This window comes from Bdellovibrio sp. HCB274, from assembly GCF_047306075.1.
Taxonomy (GTDB): domain Bacteria; phylum Bdellovibrionota; class Bdellovibrionia; order Bdellovibrionales; family Bdellovibrionaceae; genus Bdellovibrio.
This window is the reverse complement of record NZ_CP178623.1, coordinates 946,324-970,048: the sequence shown is the minus strand read 5'-3', so window position 1 is coordinate 970,048 and position 23,725 is coordinate 946,324. Positions and strand designations below refer to the sequence as shown.

The following is a 23,725-nucleotide window of genomic DNA, read 5'->3' as shown; positions in this document are numbered from 1 at the left end:
TTTAAAGATAACAAATAAATTTATAAATGTAGATGCCCCAGGCAACTCTGGCCAGAATGTGATTGTTCAGATTGAAGAATCACATGGAGGTTTAAATGACGAAAATATTATTGGCGATAGGACTGCTATTAAGTTCTTCAGTTTCAATGGCGAAAGTTCGTGGCGGAGTTGATGGCGGCGGCGGCAAAAGTGTTGTGTGCCGTGACCGTAAGGGTGCCATCACTTCTGCAGAAACTTTGGATTTGTTTGAAGGTAAAAATCTTTACACCTTGAAGATGACTCAATTCCAGGGGACCACTGACGACATTCTGGCGCAAATTAGACATAAGCTCATTGGCGGAGTTGTGCTGGCAAAAGAAGCCCTGCCCTATTTTGATCGCGTGAAGAAGATTATGAAGCTGGTTCCGGCAACTAGTGTAATCAAACCCGTTGATGACGCCGCAGAGGTCGTACTGCCAAAAAATTGTCAGCTCGAGCAGTTGGCCCATTACGTTGATGACAGTACGTTGGTAGTCAGTGAAGAGATTTGGCAGAAGCTTTCAAGTACTGAAAAAGCCGCTCTAATTTCCCATGAAGCTATTTATCGTTTTGAAAGAAACTATGGAGAGAAGAATTCCCGTCACGCCAGAAAAGTTGTCGCGCATCTTTTCTCGGACTATCAATTCGAAAAACCACTGAGTGGGTTGCCTGACGTAAACTATTCCTGTACGGCAAGTTTAAATAATAAAACGACTTATCAGTTTTCCTATTATCCAACGGCCCATAGTAAAAAGACTCTGTTGCAGTTTTTCATGGTCGATGGGAAGCCCGTCGTGGGAAAAATGACAGCGACCGCTAATTTGCCGCTGCCATGGAGAAAAAGTGATTCCGCAGGTTGTGGCAACGTTCCTGGCGAATGTAAGTTGGGTAAGTTAACCCTTGCAAACCAATTTGATGGGGACAGAGATCTTAACCTTGGAATTATGACTCAAATTATTAATGAGAACACGGCAATAACGAGTTTCTATTTTGAAAACTCTCTAGGCCGTCATAAGCTTGACTGTTTTCCCAGCAACGAAGTAATGCAAACCAAACTGGAAATTCCAATGGGTTCCAACACAAATTTTATTTACTCAAATGGAGCTTCTTGTCAGTCCTATCGATCCGCGAAGGATGGCGAAAGACCGCAGGTCGATATTGCAGGTCCTTACTTTGAGGTGCCTCAGCTTCGCATTACGACGAATCCTTATCGCGACACTTTTATTTCATTTGTGAAAATTGCCAGTGAAAATGCAATCTGCGAAATTGGAGGGGATTCGTTGGCAGCCCTTCACACAGATTGGTGGAATGACAAATTGGCTTTTATCCCCGCTGGAAAATCTAATTTCACTACGGACTGTGCGATTCGCTGTAGCGTTTTTGAAGCGAACGGAAAACCTATGAAGGCCACCATGAAAGTTTACGGCTATACTCAAGATCCAAGCAGTCAAGATCAGTCCGGATTCATTCTGACTGCTCCACTTACCATTCATCCAACTACTCACTAACATAATAGTGTTTCCTGCGAATCTAATAAAAGAGGTCGCAGGAAAACTCGGACTTGAATGCAAGGTTTCATTCGGGTTTTATTCATAAACAGTTGTCAGTTGAAAAAGTCCAGGCTGGCTTTCATTCCCTCCATTTTAAAAATTTATAACCACTTTAAAGTGACGCCGTACTTTTACTAAGTACTTTGAAGATTTAAAAGATGTGGAGCCCTCTTATTTATTTTTTAACAGCACCGATACTACGTGGGCATTTAAAAGGAGCATCCCATGTCAGTGTCATCTTGGTTTCGCGGTATTAAAGGCCGCCTTCTTGCCGCAGCATTTATTCCCGTTGTTGGTTTTGGAATTGTTTATTTTATTTCTCAGGGCGGATTCTCTGCTGTCGATGAGGTCGTTAACAGCGCTCACGGTGAACTGATCCCCAATCTTATTAGTCTTTCGGATATGCGCCAAGGACGTAATAAGTTCGGCTACCAGACGTGGGAATATTTAAATGCAATTTCTCCTGAGGCAAAAGAAACTGCGACTAAAGGTGTTCTTTCTGCAGTGGAAGAGTACGAAAACGCCTATAATACTTACTCTGCAACATCCTTCTCTCCTGAAGAGAAAACCGCTTTTGAGAATGTTAAAGATAACTTTCCAAAACTGATCGCAACTATGAAAGACATCGCCGAGATGGTTAAATCCGGCAGCAGCGATAAGCACGAGGTGATCAAAGCCAAAATGCGCGGAGACATGGTTCTTTTTGGAGAAGCCGCAGGCAAATTCACCCGTGCTACGGCTCTAAGTTATGTTGAGCGTGGCACCAAAGAAGCCAAAGAGGCAGATGAAGTGCGCGAAACTGTTAGCACGTGGCTTGTAACCACGACAGCTGTCTGCTGTGTTGTTATCTTTGCAGCTTTGATGCTTCTGGCTTCCATGGTATCGAACTCTGTTAGCAGCATTGCTCAACGTCTTACTTCGGCCAGCGGCAACGTCGCTTCTTCCGTTGAACAATTGAATGAAGCCGGTAACAGCCTTTCGCATTCTTCGACTGAAGCAGCAGCTTCGCTTGAGGAAACTGTGGCTGCCCTTGAAGAACTGTCTTCAATGGTGCAAATGAATTCCGACAACGCCAAACAAGCGGCAACGCTTTCGGCTAGCTCCCGTGATGCGGCTGAGACTGGTGAAAACGAGATCAAGAATCTTATTGCCTCTATGACCGATATCTCCCAGTCTTCCAAAAAGATCGAGGAGATCATCTCGGTCATCGACGATATCGCTTTCCAGACAAATCTTTTAGCACTGAATGCGGCGGTCGAGGCAGCTCGCGCTGGCGAACAAGGTAAAGGTTTTGCCGTGGTAGCTGAAGCAGTTCGTAATCTTGCACAAAAAAGTGCCGAGTCCGCAAAGGACATCTCTTCCTTGATCAAAGACTCTGTTTCACAAATTGAACGCGGCAGCAAAATTGCTGACCAAAGCGGAACAGTTCTGTCGAATATTGTAAGCTCTATTAAAAAAGTCTCTGATTTGAACAATGAGATCGCAGCCGCAAGTTCCGAACAAACTACCGGTATTCAGCAGATTTCAAAAGCCATGAATCAGTTGGACCAGTCATCCCAGTCAAATGCAGCGTCTGCAGAGGAAATCGCTGCGACCAGTGGTGAGATCAATAACCTCGCAACCACATCACTTGAGTTGACGATTGAACTTAACAACGTGGTATTAGGTCAGAATGCTAAAATGGGGGCGGTCACTCCGCCCCAAAAAGCACTTCAAGCGGCATAGGTTTTCACGCTCGGTCGAAGGCGCTATCGTTGAGTCAGATCCTTAGCCTTCCGCGGATCATCCGCTGGGTTGATGTAAGTAATTCCCCACGGACCCATGCCGTTTAGCTGCACCACTGCCCCTTTTTCAGCACGGGCAAAGTGGTGGGTCCCCGCCTTCATGCGCGCATAGCTTCCTGGTGGAAGCTTCATCATTTTAGCTTTTGCATCGTCCCCCGTCGCCATCATGAAAGTACCCGAGATCACCGTGATATTTTCATCCTGCGGATGGAAGTGCGGCGGTATCAGATACTTCGCCGGCATTTGAATGCGCATACTGAACGGTCCTGCTACGGCTGGATCACCATACATGACCGATACCTTTGCACCTTTAGGCAACGATGGTGGGGCATCCACCCACTTGATCTGATCAGGTGTCATCATCACATGATCAGCGTCATCCGCTGCCAATGAATAAATTGGAAATAGTAAACTCAGAACCATAACTGCTTTAAACATTTCTCCCCCAGTGCCTTTATTGAAGAAGTCTTTTAAGCCCAAATCAAAAGCTCTTAACTGGGACCGAAAGGAAAATGTTAGAAATCAGAATGCGATATCCCACACAGATGTCAGCTATCCGGATATACCAATTCACTTATGTTACGGCCCAAAGCCTATCCTAAATTAATCCGAACTTTCTTTTTTTGGCATAAGCTTACGATCATGCTTCAATAAAACCTCACCATTGGAGGTTCTAGATGGCTCGTTATGTTGATGGTTATGTGATTCCTATAAAAAAGAGTAACGTTAAGAAATATAAAAAGATGGCAACCATGGGTATGAAGACATGGATGAAACACGGCGCCCTTGATTACTACGAGTGCATCGGTGATAAATTGGACGTGCCTTACGGAACTTCATTTCCGAAACTGTGCAAACTAAAGAAAGACGAAACTGTGGTTTTTGCTTTCGTCGTTTACAAATCCAAAGCGCACTGTGTTCAGGTGAACAAAAAAGTTCATGCAGAGTTCGCAAAAATGGACATGAAACAAATGGAAGAAGTTTTTTCGATGAAAAGATTCTCTACCGGCGGATTCAAAGTTCTGGTTAGCAACAAAAAGTAACACTTTCACGGGTGTCACCATGTGACGCCCGTATTCCACTTCCTAGTTGTCAGTAATGAAATACTTCCCCAGGATTTTCTCTAACTGTTTAGCCACTTCCCTATGCCTGTCATTTAGATAAATATATAAATTGGTCGATACGTAAGGCTTTTCCGCGCGCGTGTAGTCATCTTTGCTATTCCAAAATGCTGAATCTTCTACCTCCGGGCGCGGCCCGATAAATATGTCCACTCTATCGGTCATAAGCATTTTCAAACACTGTGACGTATTTGACGCTTCAAGAACCTGCAGTTTCAGCTCATTGGAAATCTGACGTCTCAGTCTGTTTCCAAAAGTGATGCAGGTTTTACTTCCAGCCAGAGATTTAGGCTGATCAATGTTCAGAGATGCCTTCCGTTTTTTATATAGGTAATATCCGAAGCGCGCCATGGGTGTGGCAACTCGAATGAGATTGGGATAATCCTTTTCAAGCCCTGCGATCCGATAGGTGTCGCCATCAAGCTTCCCATTGGAAACCATTTGCAAGGAACGAGAAAGCGGAACTTTCTGATATTCCACTGTACAGCCAATTTCTTTAAATGGCTGATGATAACGAGCCAAATTTTCCAATACTGAGGAAGGCCAGCTTTCTGCGACAGCAATCTTCAAGGGTTGCGGGCAGATTTCACCGTAAGATCGCACTGAAAACAAGAGGGTGACAACTATATAGAATATCAGCATCCGATGTATCCAATCTCACGAATTTAACTCAATGATAATCGGATCAAGTAAAACTGAGATAAAAAACTTAGCTGATTGCATTTAAACAGTGCTTACGCGTCAAAGTAAGAAACGCAGAGTTAAGGGTTTTCTTTGACCTTGTTTCGCAGTTCGGCCACCTTTATGGAACACGTTACGGGGGGATTATGAATAAGCTATTATTGGCTGGTGCGATTCTGTTGTCTGGTGGTTTGGCGCAAGCGGCACAACTTCACTGTGAAGGTTCTTACTACTGGTATAAATTCAAAGCTGACGCAACGACTTCTGGCAGCCAGATCGTGGGCGACATCCTTATCACAGTTACCGGAGGATCCAACAAATCCATCGCTATGACGGTAAATTCCAGCGATATCCAAGAAGGCCGCTACCTGCGTGCTACAGCTACAGGCCACAATGCTGCTGGTCGCTTGGAAGCTAACTATGATGCGGGCTCAAGAGCTTACTATGGTACTCTTTACGCTAATACTTCTGAAGGTAATGCAGATGTCGACGTTGTTTGTACAATGACTAAAGGCTTCTATCCTGAATTCGATATGTCGATCGAGGAAGCAAATGTTTTGGGTCTTTACCCGGTTGCACAAATTCCAGCAGAGTAATCTGACGGGCCATCTTTAAAAGTAAAAAAAGCCCTGGAAACCCAGGGCTTTTTTATTTTTATACAGGCTCTGCGAACAGCTCTGCGTAAGATTTGATATGAGTTTCATCGATACGCTTGTACAAGTCAGAGCGGCTCAAATCCTGATGCTTTGAAAAACCCATCGCGCCGATGATGTGCGCGACAGTTCCCAAAGTTTCACCGTGGAAGTTCTTAACACGCTCGCGCTTGGTTGGAACGTGAAGCCCTTTCACCAGATTCGGATCCTGCGTTGCCACGCCTGTAGGGCATTTATTGTTGTTACAACGAAGTGCCTGAATACAACCCAACGCCAGCAACATCGAGCGGGCTGCATAGGTCGCATCCGCACCGATACAAAGAAGCTTCACGATATCGAACGCTGTTGTGATTTTGCCAGTCGCCAGGATCTTCACCTTATTGCGAACGCCGAATTTTTTTAGAGTATCAACCACGATCACCAACGCATCAATTCCCGGCATCCCCATGTAGTTTGAAAACTCAAGCGGAGCTGCCCCCGTCCCGCCTTCAGCACCGTCCACGGCGATGAAATCAGGATAGGAGTTATTTTGAGCCATCAATGAAACTAGCTCTTCAAATTCACGGCGATGCCCTAAGCAAAGCTTGATACCCACAGGCTTGCCACCTGATAGGTCGCGCAGTTTTTCGATAAACGCCAGCATCTCGGTCGCATCGTGGAATGCGCTATGGCCCGGAGGCGAAATCACGTCTTTACCCATCGGAACGTTACGGATTTTTGCGATCTCTTGAGTTACTTTCTTACCAGAAAGCATTCCGCCGTGACCGGGTTTTGCTCCTTGAGATAGTTTGATCTCAATCATTTTAACTTGCGGCAGGGCTGCGTTTCTTCTGAATAGTTCAGGATCGAAAGTTCCTTCATGAGTACGGCAACCAAAATAGCCCGTACCAATCTGCCAAATCAAATCTCCACCCATTTCCAAGTGATAAGGGGAAATACCACCCTCACCCGTGTTATGAGCAAAGCCGCCGTCTTTCGCGCCACCATTTAGTGAGCGAACCGCGTTCGTGGAAAGAGAACCGAAACTCATCGCAGAAATATTCAATAGCGACAGAGAATAGGGCTGAGTACACTTCTCGCCACCCACCGTAATGCGCAGATCTTTTTCACTGACATGTTTTGGATACATGGAGTGCGTGACAAACTCATAGCCCTGCTTGTAAACGTCGTGCTGAGTTCCGAATGGAACCGTATCTAAAACTTTTTTAGCGCGCTGATAAACCACGGAACGCTGTTCACGATTGAACGGACGACCGTCGGTGTTTGATTCAATAAAATACTGATTGATCTCGGGACGGATGGATTCCAAGAGATAACGGAAGTGACCAAAAACTGGAAAATTTGATTTGATCGCGTGGCGGGTTTGACGGATGTCACGAATACCCAACGCGAAAAAAGGTACGAAAAAGAAGAGAGATAACAGCCCGATCGTCCAATAGTAATAAAACAAAACATTCAACGCCAACACGGCCACAAGGGCGATGTAAAACTCTTTTCTCATTATTGAGCCTCGCTTAAAATCAAAGCTCAATATACAAAACTTTTCAGAATAAAGACAGAGGCTTTGGACTCAAGACTGTGCGTGAACTAGCTTAAGATCCGAAGAACATTCATGATTACATCCAACCCTGCTTTTGAAAGATGCCTTTGCACTCTTTTTCAGAGAGAAATTTTACGAATTCCTGGGCCCGTTCCTTATGCTTCGTACCTTTAGACAGGGCCGTACCCATTGAGCGGTAAATGGTTAGATCCTTTTCGGTACGGACGATAGTGGCATGATCGGCATTGCGTGTGCCCCAGATATTGAAAACCAACCAAGCCTCGATACTGGAATCTTCTTTCCATTTCTTATCGGCTTCTCCGGTATTTCCCGCTTCATAGACAATGTTTGCCCGGAAGTCATTCAAGGCCTTCGCACTTTTTAAGCGACCCACGATATCTTCCCACATTCCAATTTGACCGGCACCGTTTACCACCATGACTTTGATTTTGCGCTCGACCAAATCTTTAACCCCTTTAATTTTTAAAGGATTTCCCGGTCGGACCAAAATCGCAGATGGTCGAATGTAGTGCGTTTGAATCGTCGAACGATCCAGTGCCGTAATTTTATCCTTAAAGGAGTCCATCATATTTTCAGAACCAGAATAAAAAATATCGGCCTTATCAATATCTGCCTGCCAGCTATCCATCGGACCCGCTTTTACCTGAACATCCACTTTCTGAACCGTGGAAAACACTTTCGCGCATTCTTTCATTGCGGGAGCTGGTCCACCCGGTCCCAAAACGACTAAAGTCGCCGGCGACTGTGCCTGCGCTGAAAATCCAATGAGAAGTACCGCCGAACAAATTAGATATTTAAACATTTTCTTTTTCCTTCTGTTTTTAAGTCAACATTCCCCAGGTTTGCAGCAAATCACTGTCCCGATGCCAGCGCTCGCCGATATCGGTTCGGTAAAACATATTGGGAATCTGGATGTTTTTAATTTTCGAATACGCCTCTTTACGAGCATCTTCCATCGTCGATCCCGCGCCCGAAACGACCACAGAATATCCCGATGTCCCGGTTAGCAGCCACTCCCCATCGACACGTTTCACCTCGCAAGGATAAACGCCGTCTGAGATGGGCTTTTTAAATACCACCGGCGCGTCCTCTGAAAACTTTTTGAAAGTACTGTCATCAGAAAATGGAAATGGCGGAACGGCGACCACAACGGCAAGTTGCAATCCCTTTTTGGTGCGCAGTTGAAAATCATGTCCCGCTGCCAGGGCATACATGAACTCGCCCCACTTCGACAGAATTCCTTCAAGTTGTAGATTCAAAGTCGGATAGCCAAAGCGCGGAGTAAATTCCAACGGATACACACCCCGCGAATTCACGATGCAGTTAATATCAAAGTATCCGACGTAACCTGCAATCCGGGATTCCATTTTTTGCAGAGTTTCGCGAAAGAGCTTGGTGTCCTCGGCCCAAAATCCGGTCGTGCCCATTTCCCCGGTCGAGGGACCTATATCGCCGTTCATTAGTTTTTTATGCTCGAAATTTATCAGCGCCGGCAGAATGAACTTCTTGCCGTTAAAGAAAGCACCGACTGCGACTTCGACGCCTGAAACAAACTTTTGAATCTGAAAGCTGCGAATTTTGCGTCCCCAGCCTTTGCGATAGCGCTCTAAGATTGTGATAACGTCTTTGCCGTCCTCTTCCTGACCGACATAAGACAGCACTTTATCATTCTGCGCTTTGCCGCTGGGTTTAACCACGTAGCGCGCGGGAGTATTCTTGATAAACTGAATCGCACTGTCAAAATCCTGAAACTCCCATGACGGAATTTTAGTAAGACCCGCCGCCTTCATTTCTTCCGAGCCGAACTCCCGGTCAAATTCCAACTTGTCGGAGTATTTGGTGCCGCCCACGACCTTATGACCTTCTTTGCGAAGGCGCTCGCAGATATCACCGAAATCAGAATCATCAAAGATGATCGCATCCGCCCAGGATTTGTGCTCTTCCCAGTTATCGACTTTTTCGACAAAGCCGTCGCCGACTTCCTTTTCGGTTTTAGAAAGTACGGTGTATTTGACCTCGTGGCCTTCCTTGATGATTTGGGAGGCCAGAGCATGAAGTGAGGACCATCGGGTGACGAATAGAAATTTCATCCCCGTATTGTAAAACGATTCCAGATAAAGAGAACGCCCTGAGATGCCTGTTTCTTAACACCAGCTACAGACGATACACAAAATCAATAGTCTGCATGGTGCGGTTTTCGCTGTAACCAAGCTCCAGCACCACCGACCATAGATCGCTGATTTCCCAGTTGGTTCCGACGACACCGTTCCAGCGGTCTGTGGCATGTTCGTGTATGCTGTACTGAACATTCACGTCATGTCCAATCGGTGATGAAGCCATCGGCAAAGAAAAGGTACCGGTCAGGTCCGCATGGGAGTCCAGATAGTTTCCGCCAACATAAAATCCAAACTTTCCACTGCGCGGAGTTTGCAGATTGTAGCCAATTCGCGGAATCATATTCAGCGAGTACGAATTTGAAGTGGAGACATTGGTATCGGTCACCACATAAGTTACGGGCATCGCAAAGAAAAAGTTGTGATACCCCCCCGCCAACAGGAATCCGATGCCATAATTCACGCCAGTATATTTCATGGGAGCCTTAGCCGAAATGTATCCCTGACAAAAACTTGGCATCCCGGCGCAGATCGCGGGATCAAAATCGTCAAAAAACTCTTTCGCACTAATGCCAACATTGACGCTCCCTGTGCCCTGCACGGTTCCGATCAAACCAAACACATTGAAAAATGGCAGTACCCAGGCATCAGCCTTTAACTGCCAGGTGCTATTTTGCACGGTCGAGCCATCCAAGCTCACGAAGTCAATATCGCGCAAAGGTTTGTTGGGATCAAATGCCACATGCAGGTCACTGAGCTCCACTCCTTGAGAAAGCGTCGTCAAAATTAAGCTCACCCCATAAGGTCGCGGCAGGTGTATTCCCCGGTCCGTGGCTTTTTGTGCTAAGAACGGCAGTGACCACTCCCATTTTTCTTTATTGGGAGGATAGTCCTTATGGAATTCAGGATACGGTTTACCACGAAGCTGTTCTGCGTTTCCCGGCAAGGTTTCGACACCCTCAGCCCCTTGAGCCCACAGCGGTAAAAGAATGAATATCAGAACGAGTCTTTTTAATAAAAGCATATCTCAGTGTCAAAGTTCGACCGGCAACCGACAAGTTACCTGCGAGCAACCTCGCAATGTGCTTTCACAAGCAAAGCCTTAAAATTTTTGCTCAGGTTTGAAATCACAATAAAGTGAACCATCATGATCGTTTTCATTTTGCTCATTCTCACAACTTTGGGTGCCTCCATTCAGCCCACGAATGGAGAAGATCTGCGCAAAGAAATCGCCAATCCCACAGCCGCGATTCAATTACTGTCCTTTGATTTTGCAAGTCACCAAAACTCCGGTCCCTATAACCGCTCTGAAGATGTTTTGGATACGCATCCCCGTTATTTCACCAAGGGTGAAAACTGGAATCTGGTTCATCACTTCGACATTCCTTTGGTACTAAAACCCGACGACGTCGATAACAATGATCACTTCGGTTTAGGCAATGCCGCTTATCGCATGTATGTCAGTCCCTCCAAATACAAGGACTGGGCATGGGGCATGGGTCCAGCGATCAGAGCTTCCACCGGCGCCACTGAAATATTTAATAACAACAGTACGGCTGCTGGAATCGCAGTTTCTGTTGTCTATCAACCCGTGATTTTTTCCATGGGCGGAGAGTTAGTTCAACTGTGGTCTGATCGGGTAAATGAAACCAGAGTGCATCCGATTGTTGAAACGCACTTGGGAGCAAAAACAACTCTGGGATTTTTAGACACCATCACCGTTGATTGGCGCGCACCTGAAGGTCAGCGCTTCACCGTTCCGATGGGTATGGAAATTCGTCAGCTATTTCGCAGTGAACTGGATACTCCCGTTTCCGTAAGTTTTGGAGTCTTCGGTGACACCACCCGCCCTGACAATACCTCCGACTGGCATTGGCGTCTGCGTTTGAACATTGTGAACTCCAAATAGAGCCGAAGCGAATCATTCTATAATTCAAATACGAATCTCTTAAAACCCGCATCTATGGCTAGTTTCAAGCCCTTCGGTCTTGGATAAAAGACGAGACCTTTCCGGGATCTTCAACAAATTTATTATAAATCTGCAAAGTTCTTTACACTGTATCCTGACAAGGAGAACAGATGCTTTTAATTAAAAACACTGCAAGTATTGGTCTTTTGCTTACCCTTACCGCTTGCGCGGGTTTACCTACAAAAAGCAAACAAGAAGTTAAAAGCATCCCTGTTCCTGTCTCTGCAAATGATCCTTTAAATGTTCGCGCACAAGCGGACTATCAATTCATCGTTGGTGAAATGTACAGCCGTGAAGGCAAGTCCACTCGCGCGATCAAAGAATTTGAAAAGGTCGCGACCCTGGATACAAACTCCTCGACAGTGCATATGCGACTGGCGGCGGAGTATTTGAAAGTCGATAAGCTTTCTGAAGCGATTCGTCATGCGGAAATCGGCGTACAAAAAGATCCAAACAGCATCGATCCCCATTTGGTATTGGCTCGCCTCTACACGGCAGACAAGACCCATGATAAAGCGATTGCAGAATACAACGCCGTTCTTCGTATAAATCCAAAAAATAGCGAAGCACCGATTCTGATCGGCGCGCTTTACTCTGATAAAAGAGACTATAAAAAAGCTGAACAGCAGTATCTGTCGTTGTTAAAACAACCAGGCTTGGAACGCCCGGAAGAGGTTCACTATTACATCGGACTTATGCACTTGGATCAAAAGGGATCTGACAATCAAGCAGCCGCAGAAAAAGCCATCAAAAAGGCGCTGCAAATCAAACCTAATTACGAAGAAGCCGTGCTGACTTTGGCGAACCTGTATTCCCTGCAAAATGAACGAAGCAAAGCCTTTGCGGTATGCCATCAATTCCAAAAACAAAATGGCTTTCACGCTAAGGTCGCCGAGCTTTTAGCGCAAATGTATATCGAAGACAAAAACAACAAAAAAGCCTACGAACAATTCGATTTGATTGTTGCCAACAGCTATCCGTCACAGCAAATGCTGATGAAAATGGCTTTGATCCTGGTTGAGCAAAAGCAGTACAACGAGGCTATTGCCAGATTGAACGACATCATCAACCAGTATCCTAAAGCCGATACGGCCCGTTACTATTTGGCTGCAGTTCATGAAGAAACCGGCGACGCTAAAAACGCTATTCGCAACTACATGCTGGTGCCAGCAAGTAGCGAACACTTTAGTGAGTCTGTCGTTCATGCGGCTTATTTGTTAAAAGGAATGGGCAAGATCAATCAAGCCTTAAACGTCACTGAAAAAGGATTGAAAGCAAACGCAGACAAGCCGCAAGTTTATACTATGCACGCTTCACTGCTGGATGCGAAAGCCGACTACTTGGGTGCTGCCCGTGTTTTGGAACAAGGCTTAACGAAGTACTCCAAAAATGTGGAAATGATTTTCCGTCACGCCTTGGTTTTGGATCGTCTGGGTAAAAAAGACGACATGATCGCGCAGATGAAGAAGGTTTTGGAATTGGAACCAGATCACGTGCAAAGCATGAATTACCTGGCGTTTTCTTTGGCCGAACTGAACCGCAACTTGCCAGAGGCAGAAAAACTCGCACGCCGTGCTTTGGAACTAAATCCCAAAGATGGATATGTGCTGGACACTTTGGGTTGGGTTTTGTTTAAGCAAGGCAAAGTGGCTGATTCCATCAAAGTCCTTGAGCAAGCTCATCAGTATCAGGCATCCGCAGCGATTATCGCGGAACACTTGGCTGATGCCTATGCCACAGGATCACAAACAGATAAAGCCAATGCGATGTACGCTAAAGCTGCTGGACTTACCAAGGATCAAAAGCGCGCCAATCAGCTTAGAAGCAAAATCCAAAAAGTGGTTGTAAACTTAAGACAATCTGACCGGGCCCTTTAGGTCCGGTTGGAACTCCGCACTCAATAGAACAATATAATGCGGAATCACTTTGATCCGGAATAAATTCCTGCTAGCATTTTTATCTATGTGGAATGCCAAATTTAAAAAACTAGTGATCTATTCGACAATTTTGTGCCTGCAACCCATGCTAAGCCCGGGCTCTTTGGCTCTGGCAAAAAGAAAATCCCCGCCGAAAGCGTACAGCTTTATCGCCGAGGGCGGCAAAGCCTCCCAAGGGGAATGCGATGGCGAGCGCAAGATCCCACGCAAACTAAAACGCCTCAAAGAATACTCAAAAGCTGGATCTTACATGGGTTCGGAACTGCAAACTCCGGAAATCAAGGGAAAGGCAGACGAGGAAATGTGGAAGCATTTCTTTAGAGCAAAACCTGCCTGCAATACAGTGTTGGCAAAGACTCCATCTTCAATCAAAGAAGAAACTTTGAAGGAACCAAAAACCGAACTTCCACCGGAAGAGTCTGTTGAATCAGAAAATGACAACGAAGACGGTGAAAGCGAAGGAAATGCACCAAACAATGGTGCAGAAACTGAATCTGGTGCTGACTCCAGCACCGCTCCAGATCCAGAATAGTTTTTTTACTGAGGTCCCGGGACCGGGACCTTCACCACCGGGTACTCTTCGGTATAGAACTCACCGTTCACACCAAAATAAGTGACCTTTCTTTTTTCAAAATCCACGTCATAGCTGATCACCCCTGCGTTCCAGGCAGCTTGTAAAAACTCCGGAAAAGAACTGTTCCCTGCCTGATCGGTTCTTAAGGCTTCCACTAACGCCGCCTGATTGAACTCCGGAACCTGAAACTGTCCTTTTACCAGGGGCTCCCCTTGCTGAACGACGCTGCCTTCTTTCATAACATATACAGACTGACAGGAAGGTAACGCCCAACGGTTTTCAATTACACCCGCCTGACGTAACACTTCAGCTAAAACTGGAAAGCCGCCCACTTTAGGACGAACAGAAAAAGCATGCTTTTGAGCCGAGACAAGTTTCTCAATAAGTGGACTCATTTTTTAAACTCCCTTGGTAATTCAGTATTAGAATGTCTTGCCCCAGGCTTAATGACAATTCACAATCAAAAAATGATGAAGAGCATTGCAGAACAACTTACCGAACGATTCTTTCGCTATCTGGCTGTCTCCTCGCAAAGTGATGACAGTATCGCCGCATTACCCAGCACACCTGGCCAACAAAAAATGGCAGAGCTTTTGGCTCAAGAACTACGTGCTATGGGATTGCAAAGTATTGTTATCGATCAAAATGCCACAGTAACGGCACTAAAACCGGGTACAAAAAAAGGTGGCCCGCGCATTGGTTTCATTACCCATATCGACACCGTGGACGTGGGACTAAGCCCTGACATTCATCCGCAAATTCTAAAATTCACTGGTGAAGATGTTTGTCTGAATAAAAAAGAAAACATTTGGCTGCGCACTTCTGAGCATCCCGAAATTCTGAAGTATAAGGGACAAGACATCATATTCAGTGACGGAACAAGTGTACTAGGAGCTGACAATAAAGCGGCGGTTGCCGTCGTGATGACATTACTTGCGAACCTTACTTCCGAACAAGAGTACGGAGACATCATCGTGGCCTTTGTCCCCGACGAGGAAATCGGACTATTGGGTGCAAAAGCCATGGACCTTGCGCGTTTTGATGTGGACTTTGCTTACACCATTGATTGCTGCGAGTTGGGCGAAGTGGTTTATGAAAACTTCAACGCGGCCACCGCTGATATAACTTTCACCGGAGTGACCGCTCATCCGATGTCGGCAAAAGGAGTTTTGGTAAATCCGATTCTGATGGCTCAGGACTTTATCAGTTTGTTTGATCGCAAAGAGACTCCAGAAAACACTGCGGGTCGTGAAGGTTATATCTGGTTTAACGGCATGACCGCGAGCCAGCAGGAAGCGAAGCTCACCGCCTCGATTCGCGATTTTGATTTAAACAGTTTTGCCGCCCGTAAAAAGAAATTTGCAGACGCTACGACCGCTATTCGCAGCAAGTACCCGACCGCTTCCATCGAGTGCAAAATCACAGATACTTATTCCAACATCAGCAGTGCTTTAGGTGAAGATCGTCGTGCGATTGATTTGATCTTTGCAGGGCTTAAGGAAATCGGTGTTGAACCAAAAGTAATTCCTATGCGTGGGGGTACCGATGGTGCCGCCCTTTCGGCTAAAGGAATTTTAACTCCGAACTTTTTCACAGGAGCTTTGAACTTTCATTCCAAGTACGAGTTTTTGCCAATTTACTCTTTTGTGAAGTCCTATGAACTGGCTGAAAGAATTTGTCTGCTGGCTGCCAAAAAGTAGAGCCCGTGGCTGATAACACAAGAGCGGCTTGGCATTTGTGACAGAATTTTGTTTGCGATATTCTTGTCGTAAACGAAAAGAGGTCACTTATGTTTGCCGCGAGATATGTTCCCGGTCAAAAAGAGCTATCGCTGACCGATGTACCAAAACCAAAACCGGGTCCCCAGGATGTCATTCTTAAAGTCCGTGCTGCAGGAATCTGCCACTCGGATCTGCACGTTTTGCATGGCGAAGTCCCCTACAAAGAATCCTTCACCATGGGACACGAAGCCTGCGGCGAAGTCGTGGAAACGGGATCGCAAGTTACAGAAAAATTCGCTCCCGGTGATTTGTACGCCGTGCATGGCCCGAATCCTTGCGGACATTGCAACTTCTGCCGCTCTGGTCACGACAATCTGTGCAACGATCCCAGCCGCACCTTTATTGGCTTGGGACAAGATGGTGCTTACGCCGAGTACATGAAAGTTCCGGCTCGCAACATCGTGAAAGTTCCCAAAGGCATCAGCCCCGAAGTAGCCGCAGTTGCCACCGACGCCGTCTTAACTCCCTACCACGCAATCAAAGCCATGGGTCAGGTTCAAATGGGCTCAAAGGTTATGATCATCGGACTTGGTGGCTTAGGTATGAACGGAATTCAAATCGCCCTGGCCTTAGGAGCAAACGTCACCGCCTGCGATCTAAAAGAACCAAACCTGGAAATGGCAAAATCATTCGGCGTGCAGACAGTGATCAATTCAAAAAACCTGTCCGTCCTAGAGCCACAATCATACGATGTGGTAATTGATTTCGTAGGATTAGAGGCCACATTCAAGGACGCCCAAAACTTCGTAAAACCCGGAGGCACGATTGTCCTTGTGGGACTGGGCTCGGCCACTGCACCCGTCACCACAGCCTCTGCCATCACCTATCAAATCCGCGTGCAAGGCACCTTCTGGGGAACGCATATTGAAATGGAAGAACTCTACGATTTAATCGCAGCCGGAAAAATCAAACCACAAGTGGAAACCGCCCCGTTAAAAGAAGTAAATCACTGGCTGCATGAATTGGCCGAAGGAAAAATAAAATCAAGAATGGCCCTGATACCGTAATCAGTTCTTTTTCTTGGCGATATTAAGAAAGTAAGCGTTTTCACTTTTCTTGGAGGCCCGGACTTTTTTGGCAGCAGCTTTCTTCCGGGGAGCTGCCTCTTTAGAAGTTTGCGCAGGGCCTTCCATCTTAATCGGCAACCCCAAAAGCGGATTCGCCCGAGAAATCTCGCGCATCATCTGCTTAATCTGATCCTCAAAATCCTCATTATCAGCAGGAATATAAAGCCAGTCCTTGTTAACCGGATGATTCTCCAAAAAAAGATACTTCAAAAAAAACGCATTCTGCGCCTTCTTAAGCACAGGAAAAATAGCCCCATTCCAAAGCTCAAACGGATAAGAAACTCCCTTGTGCTCATAAAGGCCACGCCGCTCAACCAAAATCAGCACCAGCTTCATATCAACATAGTAGGCCATGCCCCCATGCTTAGGCACACAATCAAACCCCGGCGGCAAAAGCTCTTCAACCCAAAGAAGATTATCCAGTACAGATTCCATACCCAATAAACTCCCCCGATTTCATTCTAAAAGCAAGAAGCGCAAAGCTTGAAGGAAACGACCGAATGACGACAACAAAGGGAGCGAGGAGAGCTGACTCGGGCTTGGCGAGCTTGGGACGGATGAGCAGCGACCTCCGTGGGCGCATGGATGCGCGCACCCGCGAAGCGGGCCACGGTGAGCCACGATGGCGTGTCGCAGATCAACCGTCCCAAGATCGACGAGACCGAGGCAGATCTCCTCGGTCCCTTATAACCCGTAATTAGTAGGAACCAGAAAGCCCAAAGAAAGGCTCAACACGAGTTTCGTTATCCAATTCACGTTGAACAACCCGAACCCCCAAAACAGTAGGAATAATCCTGAACAACTTAGATTCAAAGTTGAACTCCGCCCCGTAGCTGTTTAAAGGCGACGGATAAACCGCCGAAGTAATTTCTGTAGAATCAAAGAACAAGTTAACAAATACACGATTGATATAAATCCAGTTTGGAATATTCCAATCAGGATAAGAAACCGGGAACAAGTAATTCGCCGAAAGTTTCTTGTAGTCTGGCACATCTTTATAGCTATAACCCCGAGAGAATGCATAACCCAGCGAACCCAAGCCCGGCAAAAAGCGATAAGCCGTCGTGGAATCATTTTGATTCTGGTGGCTGTAAATAAATTGCAGACCGTCGTGTTTAAATAAGCCCGGCGTTTGCACTACACCCTGCTCGAACGTTCTGTAGCCGGAGAATGCCGAATCAGATGGTTGTTCCGCATTGTCGTAAGTGATCGCGTAACTAACCAACCAAGGAGCAATCAAAGACCTTGGCGTTTGATCCTGGGCAAACATCAAACTTAACTGACCACCCGTTTTATGGAAGTAGTTAGAGCCAGTCACTTCAACTTCGTTAAATTCATACTTATCAGCATCAGTGTATTCTGCATTACCAGATAAAAGAGCTGTGAAGTTATAGATGCCTTTTTTCTTAATGAACGGAACCAGCATAGTCAGGCCGACGTTGTTCTCGTTCCACTGAGTGATATCATTGGAATCAAGATTTGTGACCTTACGGTTACGGTCTTCCGCATTTAGCAGGAAAATCGGATACCATTTTTTAACCGCGAAACCCAGGCCTGCATAGCCCTGGCCTTCCTGCGCATCAGATCCGACGTTTGCACCCAGACTTAAAGTTCTTAGGTAGTTGTCAGATGTGATTCCAAGGTTAAAGCCCTTATCAATCAACAAGCCCCAGTTATTCGGAACCAACAAACGCTTGTCAAAATCGCCATAGTCTTCAGGTTTATACTTATCCGCATTTTTGGTGCGTAGCTCTTCCTGATCATTGAACGACTGCAAAGGGAAGCCATTGTAATTGTCAGACGGCGAATCGCCAAGATATTTGAAATCCACCAATTGGGAAGCTTCCATTGGTTTACAAGCTGACACCGCTGCTGTTTGCACCACGGAACCGTATGTATCCATATTACTATAGTAAAGTGTTTCGCCATCAGAAGACGGAGTATAAGCACCCAGTTTAGATTCAGTACAACGGCTGACGCCAGCTTGATTCAGACGGAAAATGTCGGTGGAGCCTTTGTACTGAGCTTCAAAGAAAAGATCGTTGTTTTTATCAACGTACATGCCGCTGATCATGTTACGGGAAGCTGGAATCAGAACCTTGCTGATCTTATGACCTTTCAAATCCACAGTGACCATGGATTTAGTTCCCGTTTTGGAATTTAGAATAACTACCGCGTTATCATCATCCAGGTAATTTGCTTCAGCCACTTTACCTTCCGGCAAAGTGAAGCTTTGCAGTTTCTTACCCGTAAGATCGAATTCAACAAGACTCCAGGTCTGATCTTGGTTGAACTCGATAGCGATGATCTTAGTTCCGGCAGCATTAAACTTAGGATTATAAATACGCTGTCCGCGTGCGATCGTGTTTTTTGAACCTGTATTCAAATCAAGAATTACCAGATCCGTTGAACCTTTGTGCGCATAACGGGAATCCGGAAGAAGTTCAGAATAAACCGCTTTACCGTTTCCGAAATAAATCCCTGAAGTTTCTTTAGCGAAAACAAGCTTTGCGATTCTTTCGCTTTCACCTTTGGTTTCCTTAATCACTTCAGAATTAGTGTCCAAAGTTTTTTTAACGTAGTAAACGCTATCGCCCACTTTTACCGGATTGATTTTGTCGCGGAAATCTTCAAATGCCAGCTTCTCAGGGGCGTCTTTGCTCCATTTTTTCTTAAGATCCGCCATGGTCTCATCATAGAAAGAGGCAAAGTCCTGACCTGTTACTCGCTCAAAGGAAGTGTAAAGTCTAAATGGATTCGGAAAGTTTGCGACATCGTAGATAATTTTTTGCCAAACATCCGCGCCATGCTTTTGAGTCGCATAAGAAACCAGGGCGTAACCGTACACATATTGATTCGGCAGCTGATTTCTATATGTACCATTCAGAAACTGATCGTAAGTGGGAATTTCTTCGCTGAGTACCAACGCTTTTAAACGCGCCAGGAATCGCGGTGAGCGACCACGGCCTGCATCGGTATACTTGGTTTCAGTCCAAACCGCGTCACCCTCGAAATACCAGGATGGCAAAGAAAGAAAGACTGCAACCTGCTCCCCTGCATCCCCCATGATATAGTAAAGACCTTTCACGGTTCTTTGATTGAAATAATCAAACTGATTTACGTGGCGGTATTCATGAATGGATAAAGTTTGAAACCATTCCGAAGTTCCAAGGGCCGGGAAATATAAGTTGGAAGCAAACCACTCACTGCGACGCGGGCTTAAAGTCACATAACCATTTGCCTGCGAATTTTCTGCACGAATGATCAAGGAAAACTGTTTGGGCTTTTCGATTCCGTAAGTCTGTCCCACCACGCGGGAGTAATGCTCTACCAGATTCGCGACGTAAACGGATTCGGCCTGAAAAATATCAGGATAGATAACCTGAACCACGTCATTGGAAATCGATTTCCATTTCAATGACGGCGCGTCCTGCTGCAAATCCAAATTTTGCGCTTGAGCGTGCAATCCACAACCAAGCAAAGCCATTAGCAATAAAATTTTCATTTAACTCCCCTTAACTTTCCAGAAGACGTTAAATGATTTGAAAGGTGAAATCACGAGCCCTGTCACTTGGCACCCAGCGCCAAACAACATTTTATGAGCTGTACGGCCAAGTTATTTGGATACCTGTTTTTTTAGCTCTAACAGACTACCTTGATTCACCGTGACTGCGCCGCGCCGCGGGCGATCCAGATCCTGGATCAAAGCGATGACCAATGAAAATAGAAATGCCAAAGCAAGAATTCCATACCTGTGAGAGGTGCCCGTGGAACCATTCATAAAACCCAGGAAAAAGACACCGAAGACGGCTACGAAAATGATAATAAAATAAATCAGCTCGGGAACGGTGTTGTTCAGAACAAAATCCCACTGGGCACTTAAGTCGATGACTTCATTCAGCGCCGTCACAAATGATGGCGACAGCGGTGTGATCTTAACGTTGGCTGCGGCAACAGTTTCATTCCAGATCAGACTTTGCAGCCGGGCTGTTTCCTGACCCACCCGACGGTTCTCCTCTGCCGTTGAATAGTCGTCTAAAACCTTTAAGCGAACGTCGATGTATTCCTTGAAGTAGGTTTTAATATTCTGCGCGTGGGGAGCCGGCAAAAAATCTGTTCTTAAATAAGCGGTGCCGATGGCGTTGGCTTCAGAGAGCACCAGCTTCTGGCGATCCTCAAAGCGAGACACCGACATTGAAAAGGTAAATCCTAAAAGCAAGGCCAACAGCCCTAGAATAGATGTAGGCAGAACTGCATAGTTCGCATCTGGATTGCCAAATTTACGGCCGAATTTTGTGCCGATAAATACTGCAATCATTAATAGAGCGACCATGATGAGGATAGAGACCCAGAGACGTATTTCGTACACTAGCAACCCCGATGTTCTTTGTTTTTAGAATATCGGGGTTCATAAGGCAGGGGCAAGCCACTCGGAATGTGGCTGCTGATTCACAATCTAGCGCGCAAAGATATGCTTAAGCTGACCTTGGAAAGCTGGTACCTGGAAGAAACCACAGTGCCCACCAAATGGTAAAATCAAGGCGCGGGAACCAAACTGTTTTTGCATCCACGCAATATCGGAAGGCTTCGAGAACAAGTCATCCACCGTCGTCACCAGGTAAAGGGAGTCGTTCGCACGGATGGAATCAGCAAAGCGGAAGATACTCGAATCAAAGTTCAATTGCTCAACTGTATAGTCGTTTCCGTGTCTGATTTTCAGATTCGGAAGCAGGAACTGATTCATGTACTGGGAAAACGAAATTTTCGCGATTTCAGCATTGCGTGCATTGCGTTTGTATTTGGTCGCGGGAATTTTAAGAATTCCTGAATCATGAACCTGTTGAGTTGAGAAAATCAACCCACCGAGGCTGTCATGAAATTCGTTTCCAATAAGATAAGACATCTCTTTGTCTGTGAAACGCTCTTGCTTAAAGATCTTATCCATCTGCATTGGGTCACGCAGACTGACCTTCCCGCTGGTCACCGCCGTCGTTACACGCTGAACTTTGAAGGACACATTCTGACGCTCGTTTGCTGTCATCTGATTTTTCACATCAGCCAACGCATCAAGCTTTTCCACCGCATACAAAAGATTTGCTGGCGGATTGATGATTAAAACTTTCTTAAAGCCAAAGTCACGGGTTTGCTGGTCGATCTCGTTAACGAAAAGACTTTGCAAGCCGCCCAATGAGTAACCCACCAATGAGAAATTCTGGGGTTGAACACCGTAATCAGTACGCAAAGCCTTGTTAACTTTTTTCAAAGCTCCGTATAGATCCGTCGCATCGCGAGGCGTGAATCCTGGAAGCCCACTCTTACTTCCCGCCACCGCAAATCGCCACGAGAAAGGATTATCCACTGTCACTACATGGTAGCCCATTTTAAACAATTGCTCGGCCAAAAGCAGAACCCCTGCCGATTCAGATGTCCCACCTGTTCCTGGAATCAAGAACACCAGGGGTGCCTTTTTTTCAGCACGCAGACGGAAACTGTAATTAAAATCCACCGCCCGCTCCATTAAAGGAACTGACTTTCTGGACGGTAGCAAAGTGACAGTGCCACGATTAAAAGCGTTGCTGCTTTCTGCAGTCACCAAAGTTGAAGTGATTGTCGCTGCAAATGGATTTTTTAAAAAATCAGGAATTTGACCGGCAAAAACGTTGAAAGAAATCAGGGTAACCAAAACGAACGAAACAAAAGACATAGAACTTTCCTAAATAGAGCACAAGGCTCGCTCTGTCTTAGGGAAGTTTACTTAAATAGGCAAGAGTTTGATATTTAGGGATTTAAAGTAGCGAGCTGTTTGGTTTCAATTTGGCACTAAGGAAGCAGTGTCTCATGAAACTCTTTATAAGAAATATCGCCTTTTCCGTCTTTATTAACGCGGTCGAACTCAAGATCCAGACGGTTATAGAGTTCATCGATAGTGATAAAACCATCTCCGTTCACATCCGCCCCTTTGCAAATTCGCTCCGCAAGAATTGCAGGACAAAGCTTCTTGGCGGGAAGTTTTCCGGTATCCCCCGCATCGATCTGGCTATAGCGGTTCTGAAAATACATCTTCAGTTCATTTCGGGAGATCGATTTGGAGTCATCGAGATCAGCAGTTTTGATCGAATTAATTATGTAGCGCGACGATGGCCCTTTAGAACTGCATCCTATTAACAACACAAACACCGCTATAACAGAGACAAATCCCACGTGAACTCCTTTAGTTCATTCCCAGTGAGAGCGCCTCTTTTGTCACGTGAAAATGCTGAATCCAGGCCTGTGGTTTGGAAACACCAGACCAGATTTCAAGTTAAAAATACTAAACTTTTACCCGGAACCAGCCGATAGGACAGGTACATTGCTCTCATTGTACGTTTATTCAGGAGTTGATGTATCAAAAAGAGACGAACTAACGACATCATAGTCGTTCTAATACTTATATGTGCCGTGGGCTTTATATTCTTTATGAAGGATATAGTCGCCAAAGACCAATGCGAAGAGCGCCGGGGTTGCTGGGACGAAGTTGAAAACGTCTGTCGCAAAGACGAACCCAATGCTCAGTACCTGTGCTCACGGAAAGCGGCCGAGTAACCACCCTTAGTGATAATGCCCTCCACTCCATGATGGAGGATCACTCGCGGGGAAGGAATCGTCGTTTTCCATATCTATTTCCTCTTCGCGATGATTATCCATGCTTTGTCGAGTTGCGGAAGTGGTTCGCTTATTTTGATCGGCAAGAATTTTTCTGACCACGACAGCTGTTGCCACTGCGGCGGCTGAAAATAAAATCAAATTTTTGAATCTCATTTCTTCCTCCACCATTCACAAATTTAAAAACGAATTGCCCATTCTGATTTTAATGGAGTCATCTGAAGTTTTGATCGTACTGTGTCTGAAAACAAGATCGCACTCCATACTAAAACA

Annotated in this window: 23 protein-coding genes; 10 read left to right on the top strand and 13 right to left on the bottom strand. The window is 45.8% G+C overall.

Going from position 1 to position 23,725, the window contains the following annotated elements:
- Window positions 1-95: 95 nt before the first annotated feature.
- A complete protein-coding gene (locus ACLWNV_RS04755) occupies window positions 96-1,526 on the top strand; it encodes a hypothetical protein (RefSeq protein ID WP_413586767.1) in 1,431 nt (476 codons plus the stop codon).
- A 267-nt stretch (window positions 1,527-1,793) separates the two neighbouring features.
- A complete protein-coding gene (locus ACLWNV_RS04750; protein ID WP_413586766.1) occupies window positions 1,794-3,293 on the top strand; it encodes a methyl-accepting chemotaxis protein in 1,500 nt (499 codons plus the stop codon).
- Between the two features lie 23 nt (window positions 3,294-3,316).
- On the opposite strand, the gene ACLWNV_RS04745 is transcribed toward ACLWNV_RS04750, so the two are convergent.
- The gene (locus ACLWNV_RS04745; protein ID WP_413586765.1) at window positions 3,317-3,790 is read right to left on the bottom strand and encodes a cupin domain-containing protein; all 474 of its coding nucleotides are present in this window, start codon (window positions 3,788-3,790) and stop codon (window positions 3,317-3,319) included.
- A 239-nt stretch (window positions 3,791-4,029) separates the two neighbouring features.
- Here ACLWNV_RS04745 and ACLWNV_RS04740 point away from each other — a divergent pair, with 239 nt between their 5' ends.
- Window positions 4,030-4,395 carry a DUF1428 domain-containing protein gene (locus ACLWNV_RS04740; RefSeq protein ID WP_413586764.1) on the top strand — a complete coding sequence of 122 codons (366 nt, stop codon included), beginning with the start codon at window positions 4,030-4,032 and terminating at the stop codon, window positions 4,393-4,395.
- 42 nt (window positions 4,396-4,437) lie between these two features.
- Here ACLWNV_RS04740 and ACLWNV_RS04735 read toward each other — a convergent pair whose 3' ends face one another.
- Window positions 4,438-5,115 carry a substrate-binding periplasmic protein gene (locus tag ACLWNV_RS04735; RefSeq protein ID WP_413586763.1) on the bottom strand — a complete coding sequence of 226 codons (678 nt, stop codon included), beginning with the start codon at window positions 5,113-5,115 and terminating at the stop codon, window positions 4,438-4,440.
- A 185-nt stretch (window positions 5,116-5,300) separates the two neighbouring features.
- Here ACLWNV_RS04735 and ACLWNV_RS04730 point away from each other — a divergent pair, with 185 nt between their 5' ends.
- On the top strand, window positions 5,301-5,750 hold the full coding sequence (locus ACLWNV_RS04730) for a hypothetical protein (protein WP_413586762.1): 450 nt from the start codon (window positions 5,301-5,303) through the stop codon (window positions 5,748-5,750).
- 58 nt (window positions 5,751-5,808) lie between these two features.
- On the opposite strand, the gene ACLWNV_RS04725 is transcribed toward ACLWNV_RS04730, so the two are convergent.
- From ACLWNV_RS04725 to ACLWNV_RS04710, 4 genes are all read right to left on the bottom strand, one after another.
- On the bottom strand, window positions 5,809-7,308 hold the full coding sequence (locus ACLWNV_RS04725) for an FMN-binding glutamate synthase family protein (protein ID WP_413586761.1): 1,500 nt from the start codon (window positions 7,306-7,308) through the stop codon (window positions 5,809-5,811).
- Window positions 7,309-7,423: 115 nt separating this feature from the next.
- Complete coding sequence (locus tag ACLWNV_RS04720; RefSeq protein ID WP_413586760.1) at window positions 7,424-8,170, bottom strand: substrate-binding domain-containing protein; 747 nt, start codon at window positions 8,168-8,170, stop codon at window positions 7,424-7,426.
- A 19-nt stretch (window positions 8,171-8,189) separates the two neighbouring features.
- Window positions 8,190-9,458, bottom strand: a complete 1,269-nt coding sequence (locus ACLWNV_RS04715) for a phosphoribosylglycinamide synthetase C domain-containing protein (protein WP_413586759.1) — start codon at window positions 9,456-9,458, stop codon at window positions 8,190-8,192.
- Between the two features lie 64 nt (window positions 9,459-9,522).
- On the bottom strand, window positions 9,523-10,506 hold the full coding sequence (locus ACLWNV_RS04710; protein WP_413586758.1) for a hypothetical protein: 984 nt from the start codon (window positions 10,504-10,506) through the stop codon (window positions 9,523-9,525).
- A gap of 123 nt (window positions 10,507-10,629) precedes the next feature.
- Between ACLWNV_RS04710 and ACLWNV_RS04705 the strand changes: the two genes are divergently transcribed.
- From ACLWNV_RS04705 to ACLWNV_RS04695, 3 genes are all read left to right on the top strand, one after another.
- The gene (locus tag ACLWNV_RS04705; RefSeq protein WP_413586757.1) at window positions 10,630-11,391 is read left to right on the top strand and encodes a hypothetical protein; all 762 of its coding nucleotides are present in this window, start codon (window positions 10,630-10,632) and stop codon (window positions 11,389-11,391) included.
- Between the two features lie 170 nt (window positions 11,392-11,561).
- Window positions 11,562-13,328 (top strand): tetratricopeptide repeat protein, encoded by a 1,767-nt coding sequence (locus ACLWNV_RS04700; protein ID WP_413586756.1) that lies wholly within the window; start codon window positions 11,562-11,564, stop codon window positions 13,326-13,328.
- An 85-nt stretch (window positions 13,329-13,413) separates the two neighbouring features.
- The gene (locus ACLWNV_RS04695) at window positions 13,414-13,920 is read left to right on the top strand and encodes a hypothetical protein (protein ID WP_413586755.1); all 507 of its coding nucleotides are present in this window, start codon (window positions 13,414-13,416) and stop codon (window positions 13,918-13,920) included.
- 5 nt (window positions 13,921-13,925) lie between these two features.
- Here the strand turns inward: ACLWNV_RS04695 and ACLWNV_RS04690 are convergent, their stop codons facing one another.
- Window positions 13,926-14,357 (bottom strand): DUF1398 family protein, encoded by a 432-nt coding sequence (locus ACLWNV_RS04690; protein WP_413586754.1) that lies wholly within the window; start codon window positions 14,355-14,357, stop codon window positions 13,926-13,928.
- A gap of 72 nt (window positions 14,358-14,429) precedes the next feature.
- Between ACLWNV_RS04690 and pepT the strand changes: the two genes are divergently transcribed.
- Window positions 14,430-15,662 (top strand): peptidase T, encoded by a 1,233-nt coding sequence (gene pepT, locus ACLWNV_RS04685; protein WP_413586753.1) that lies wholly within the window; start codon window positions 14,430-14,432, stop codon window positions 15,660-15,662.
- Window positions 15,663-15,751: 89 nt separating this feature from the next.
- Entirely contained in the window at window positions 15,752-16,750 is a 999-nt protein-coding gene (locus tag ACLWNV_RS04680; protein ID WP_413586752.1) for a zinc-binding dehydrogenase, read from the top strand.
- Here the strand turns inward: ACLWNV_RS04680 and ACLWNV_RS04675 are convergent, their stop codons facing one another.
- From ACLWNV_RS04675 to ACLWNV_RS04655, 5 genes are all read right to left on the bottom strand, one after another.
- A complete protein-coding gene (locus ACLWNV_RS04675) occupies window positions 16,751-17,245 on the bottom strand; it encodes a hypothetical protein (RefSeq protein ID WP_413586751.1) in 495 nt (164 codons plus the stop codon).
- A 262-nt stretch (window positions 17,246-17,507) separates the two neighbouring features.
- Window positions 17,508-20,315 (bottom strand): hypothetical protein, encoded by a 2,808-nt coding sequence (locus tag ACLWNV_RS04670; RefSeq protein ID WP_413586750.1) that lies wholly within the window; start codon window positions 20,313-20,315, stop codon window positions 17,508-17,510.
- A 111-nt stretch (window positions 20,316-20,426) separates the two neighbouring features.
- Window positions 20,427-21,143 carry a hypothetical protein gene (locus tag ACLWNV_RS04665; protein WP_413586749.1) on the bottom strand — a complete coding sequence of 239 codons (717 nt, stop codon included), beginning with the start codon at window positions 21,141-21,143 and terminating at the stop codon, window positions 20,427-20,429.
- Between the two features lie 123 nt (window positions 21,144-21,266).
- Entirely contained in the window at window positions 21,267-22,514 is a 1,248-nt protein-coding gene (locus ACLWNV_RS04660) for a hypothetical protein (protein WP_413586748.1), read from the bottom strand.
- A gap of 116 nt (window positions 22,515-22,630) precedes the next feature.
- Window positions 22,631-23,011 carry a hypothetical protein gene (locus tag ACLWNV_RS04655; RefSeq protein WP_413586746.1) on the bottom strand — a complete coding sequence of 127 codons (381 nt, stop codon included), beginning with the start codon at window positions 23,009-23,011 and terminating at the stop codon, window positions 22,631-22,633.
- Between the two features lie 255 nt (window positions 23,012-23,266).
- Between ACLWNV_RS04655 and ACLWNV_RS04650 the strand changes: the two genes are divergently transcribed.
- Window positions 23,267-23,392 carry a hypothetical protein gene (locus ACLWNV_RS04650; RefSeq protein ID WP_413586745.1) on the top strand — a complete coding sequence of 42 codons (126 nt, stop codon included), beginning with the start codon at window positions 23,267-23,269 and terminating at the stop codon, window positions 23,390-23,392.
- 6 nt (window positions 23,393-23,398) lie between these two features.
- Here the strand turns inward: ACLWNV_RS04650 and ACLWNV_RS04645 are convergent, their stop codons facing one another.
- Window positions 23,399-23,608 carry a hypothetical protein gene (locus tag ACLWNV_RS04645; RefSeq protein ID WP_413586744.1) on the bottom strand — a complete coding sequence of 70 codons (210 nt, stop codon included), beginning with the start codon at window positions 23,606-23,608 and terminating at the stop codon, window positions 23,399-23,401.
- Window positions 23,609-23,725: the final 117 nt, after the last annotated feature.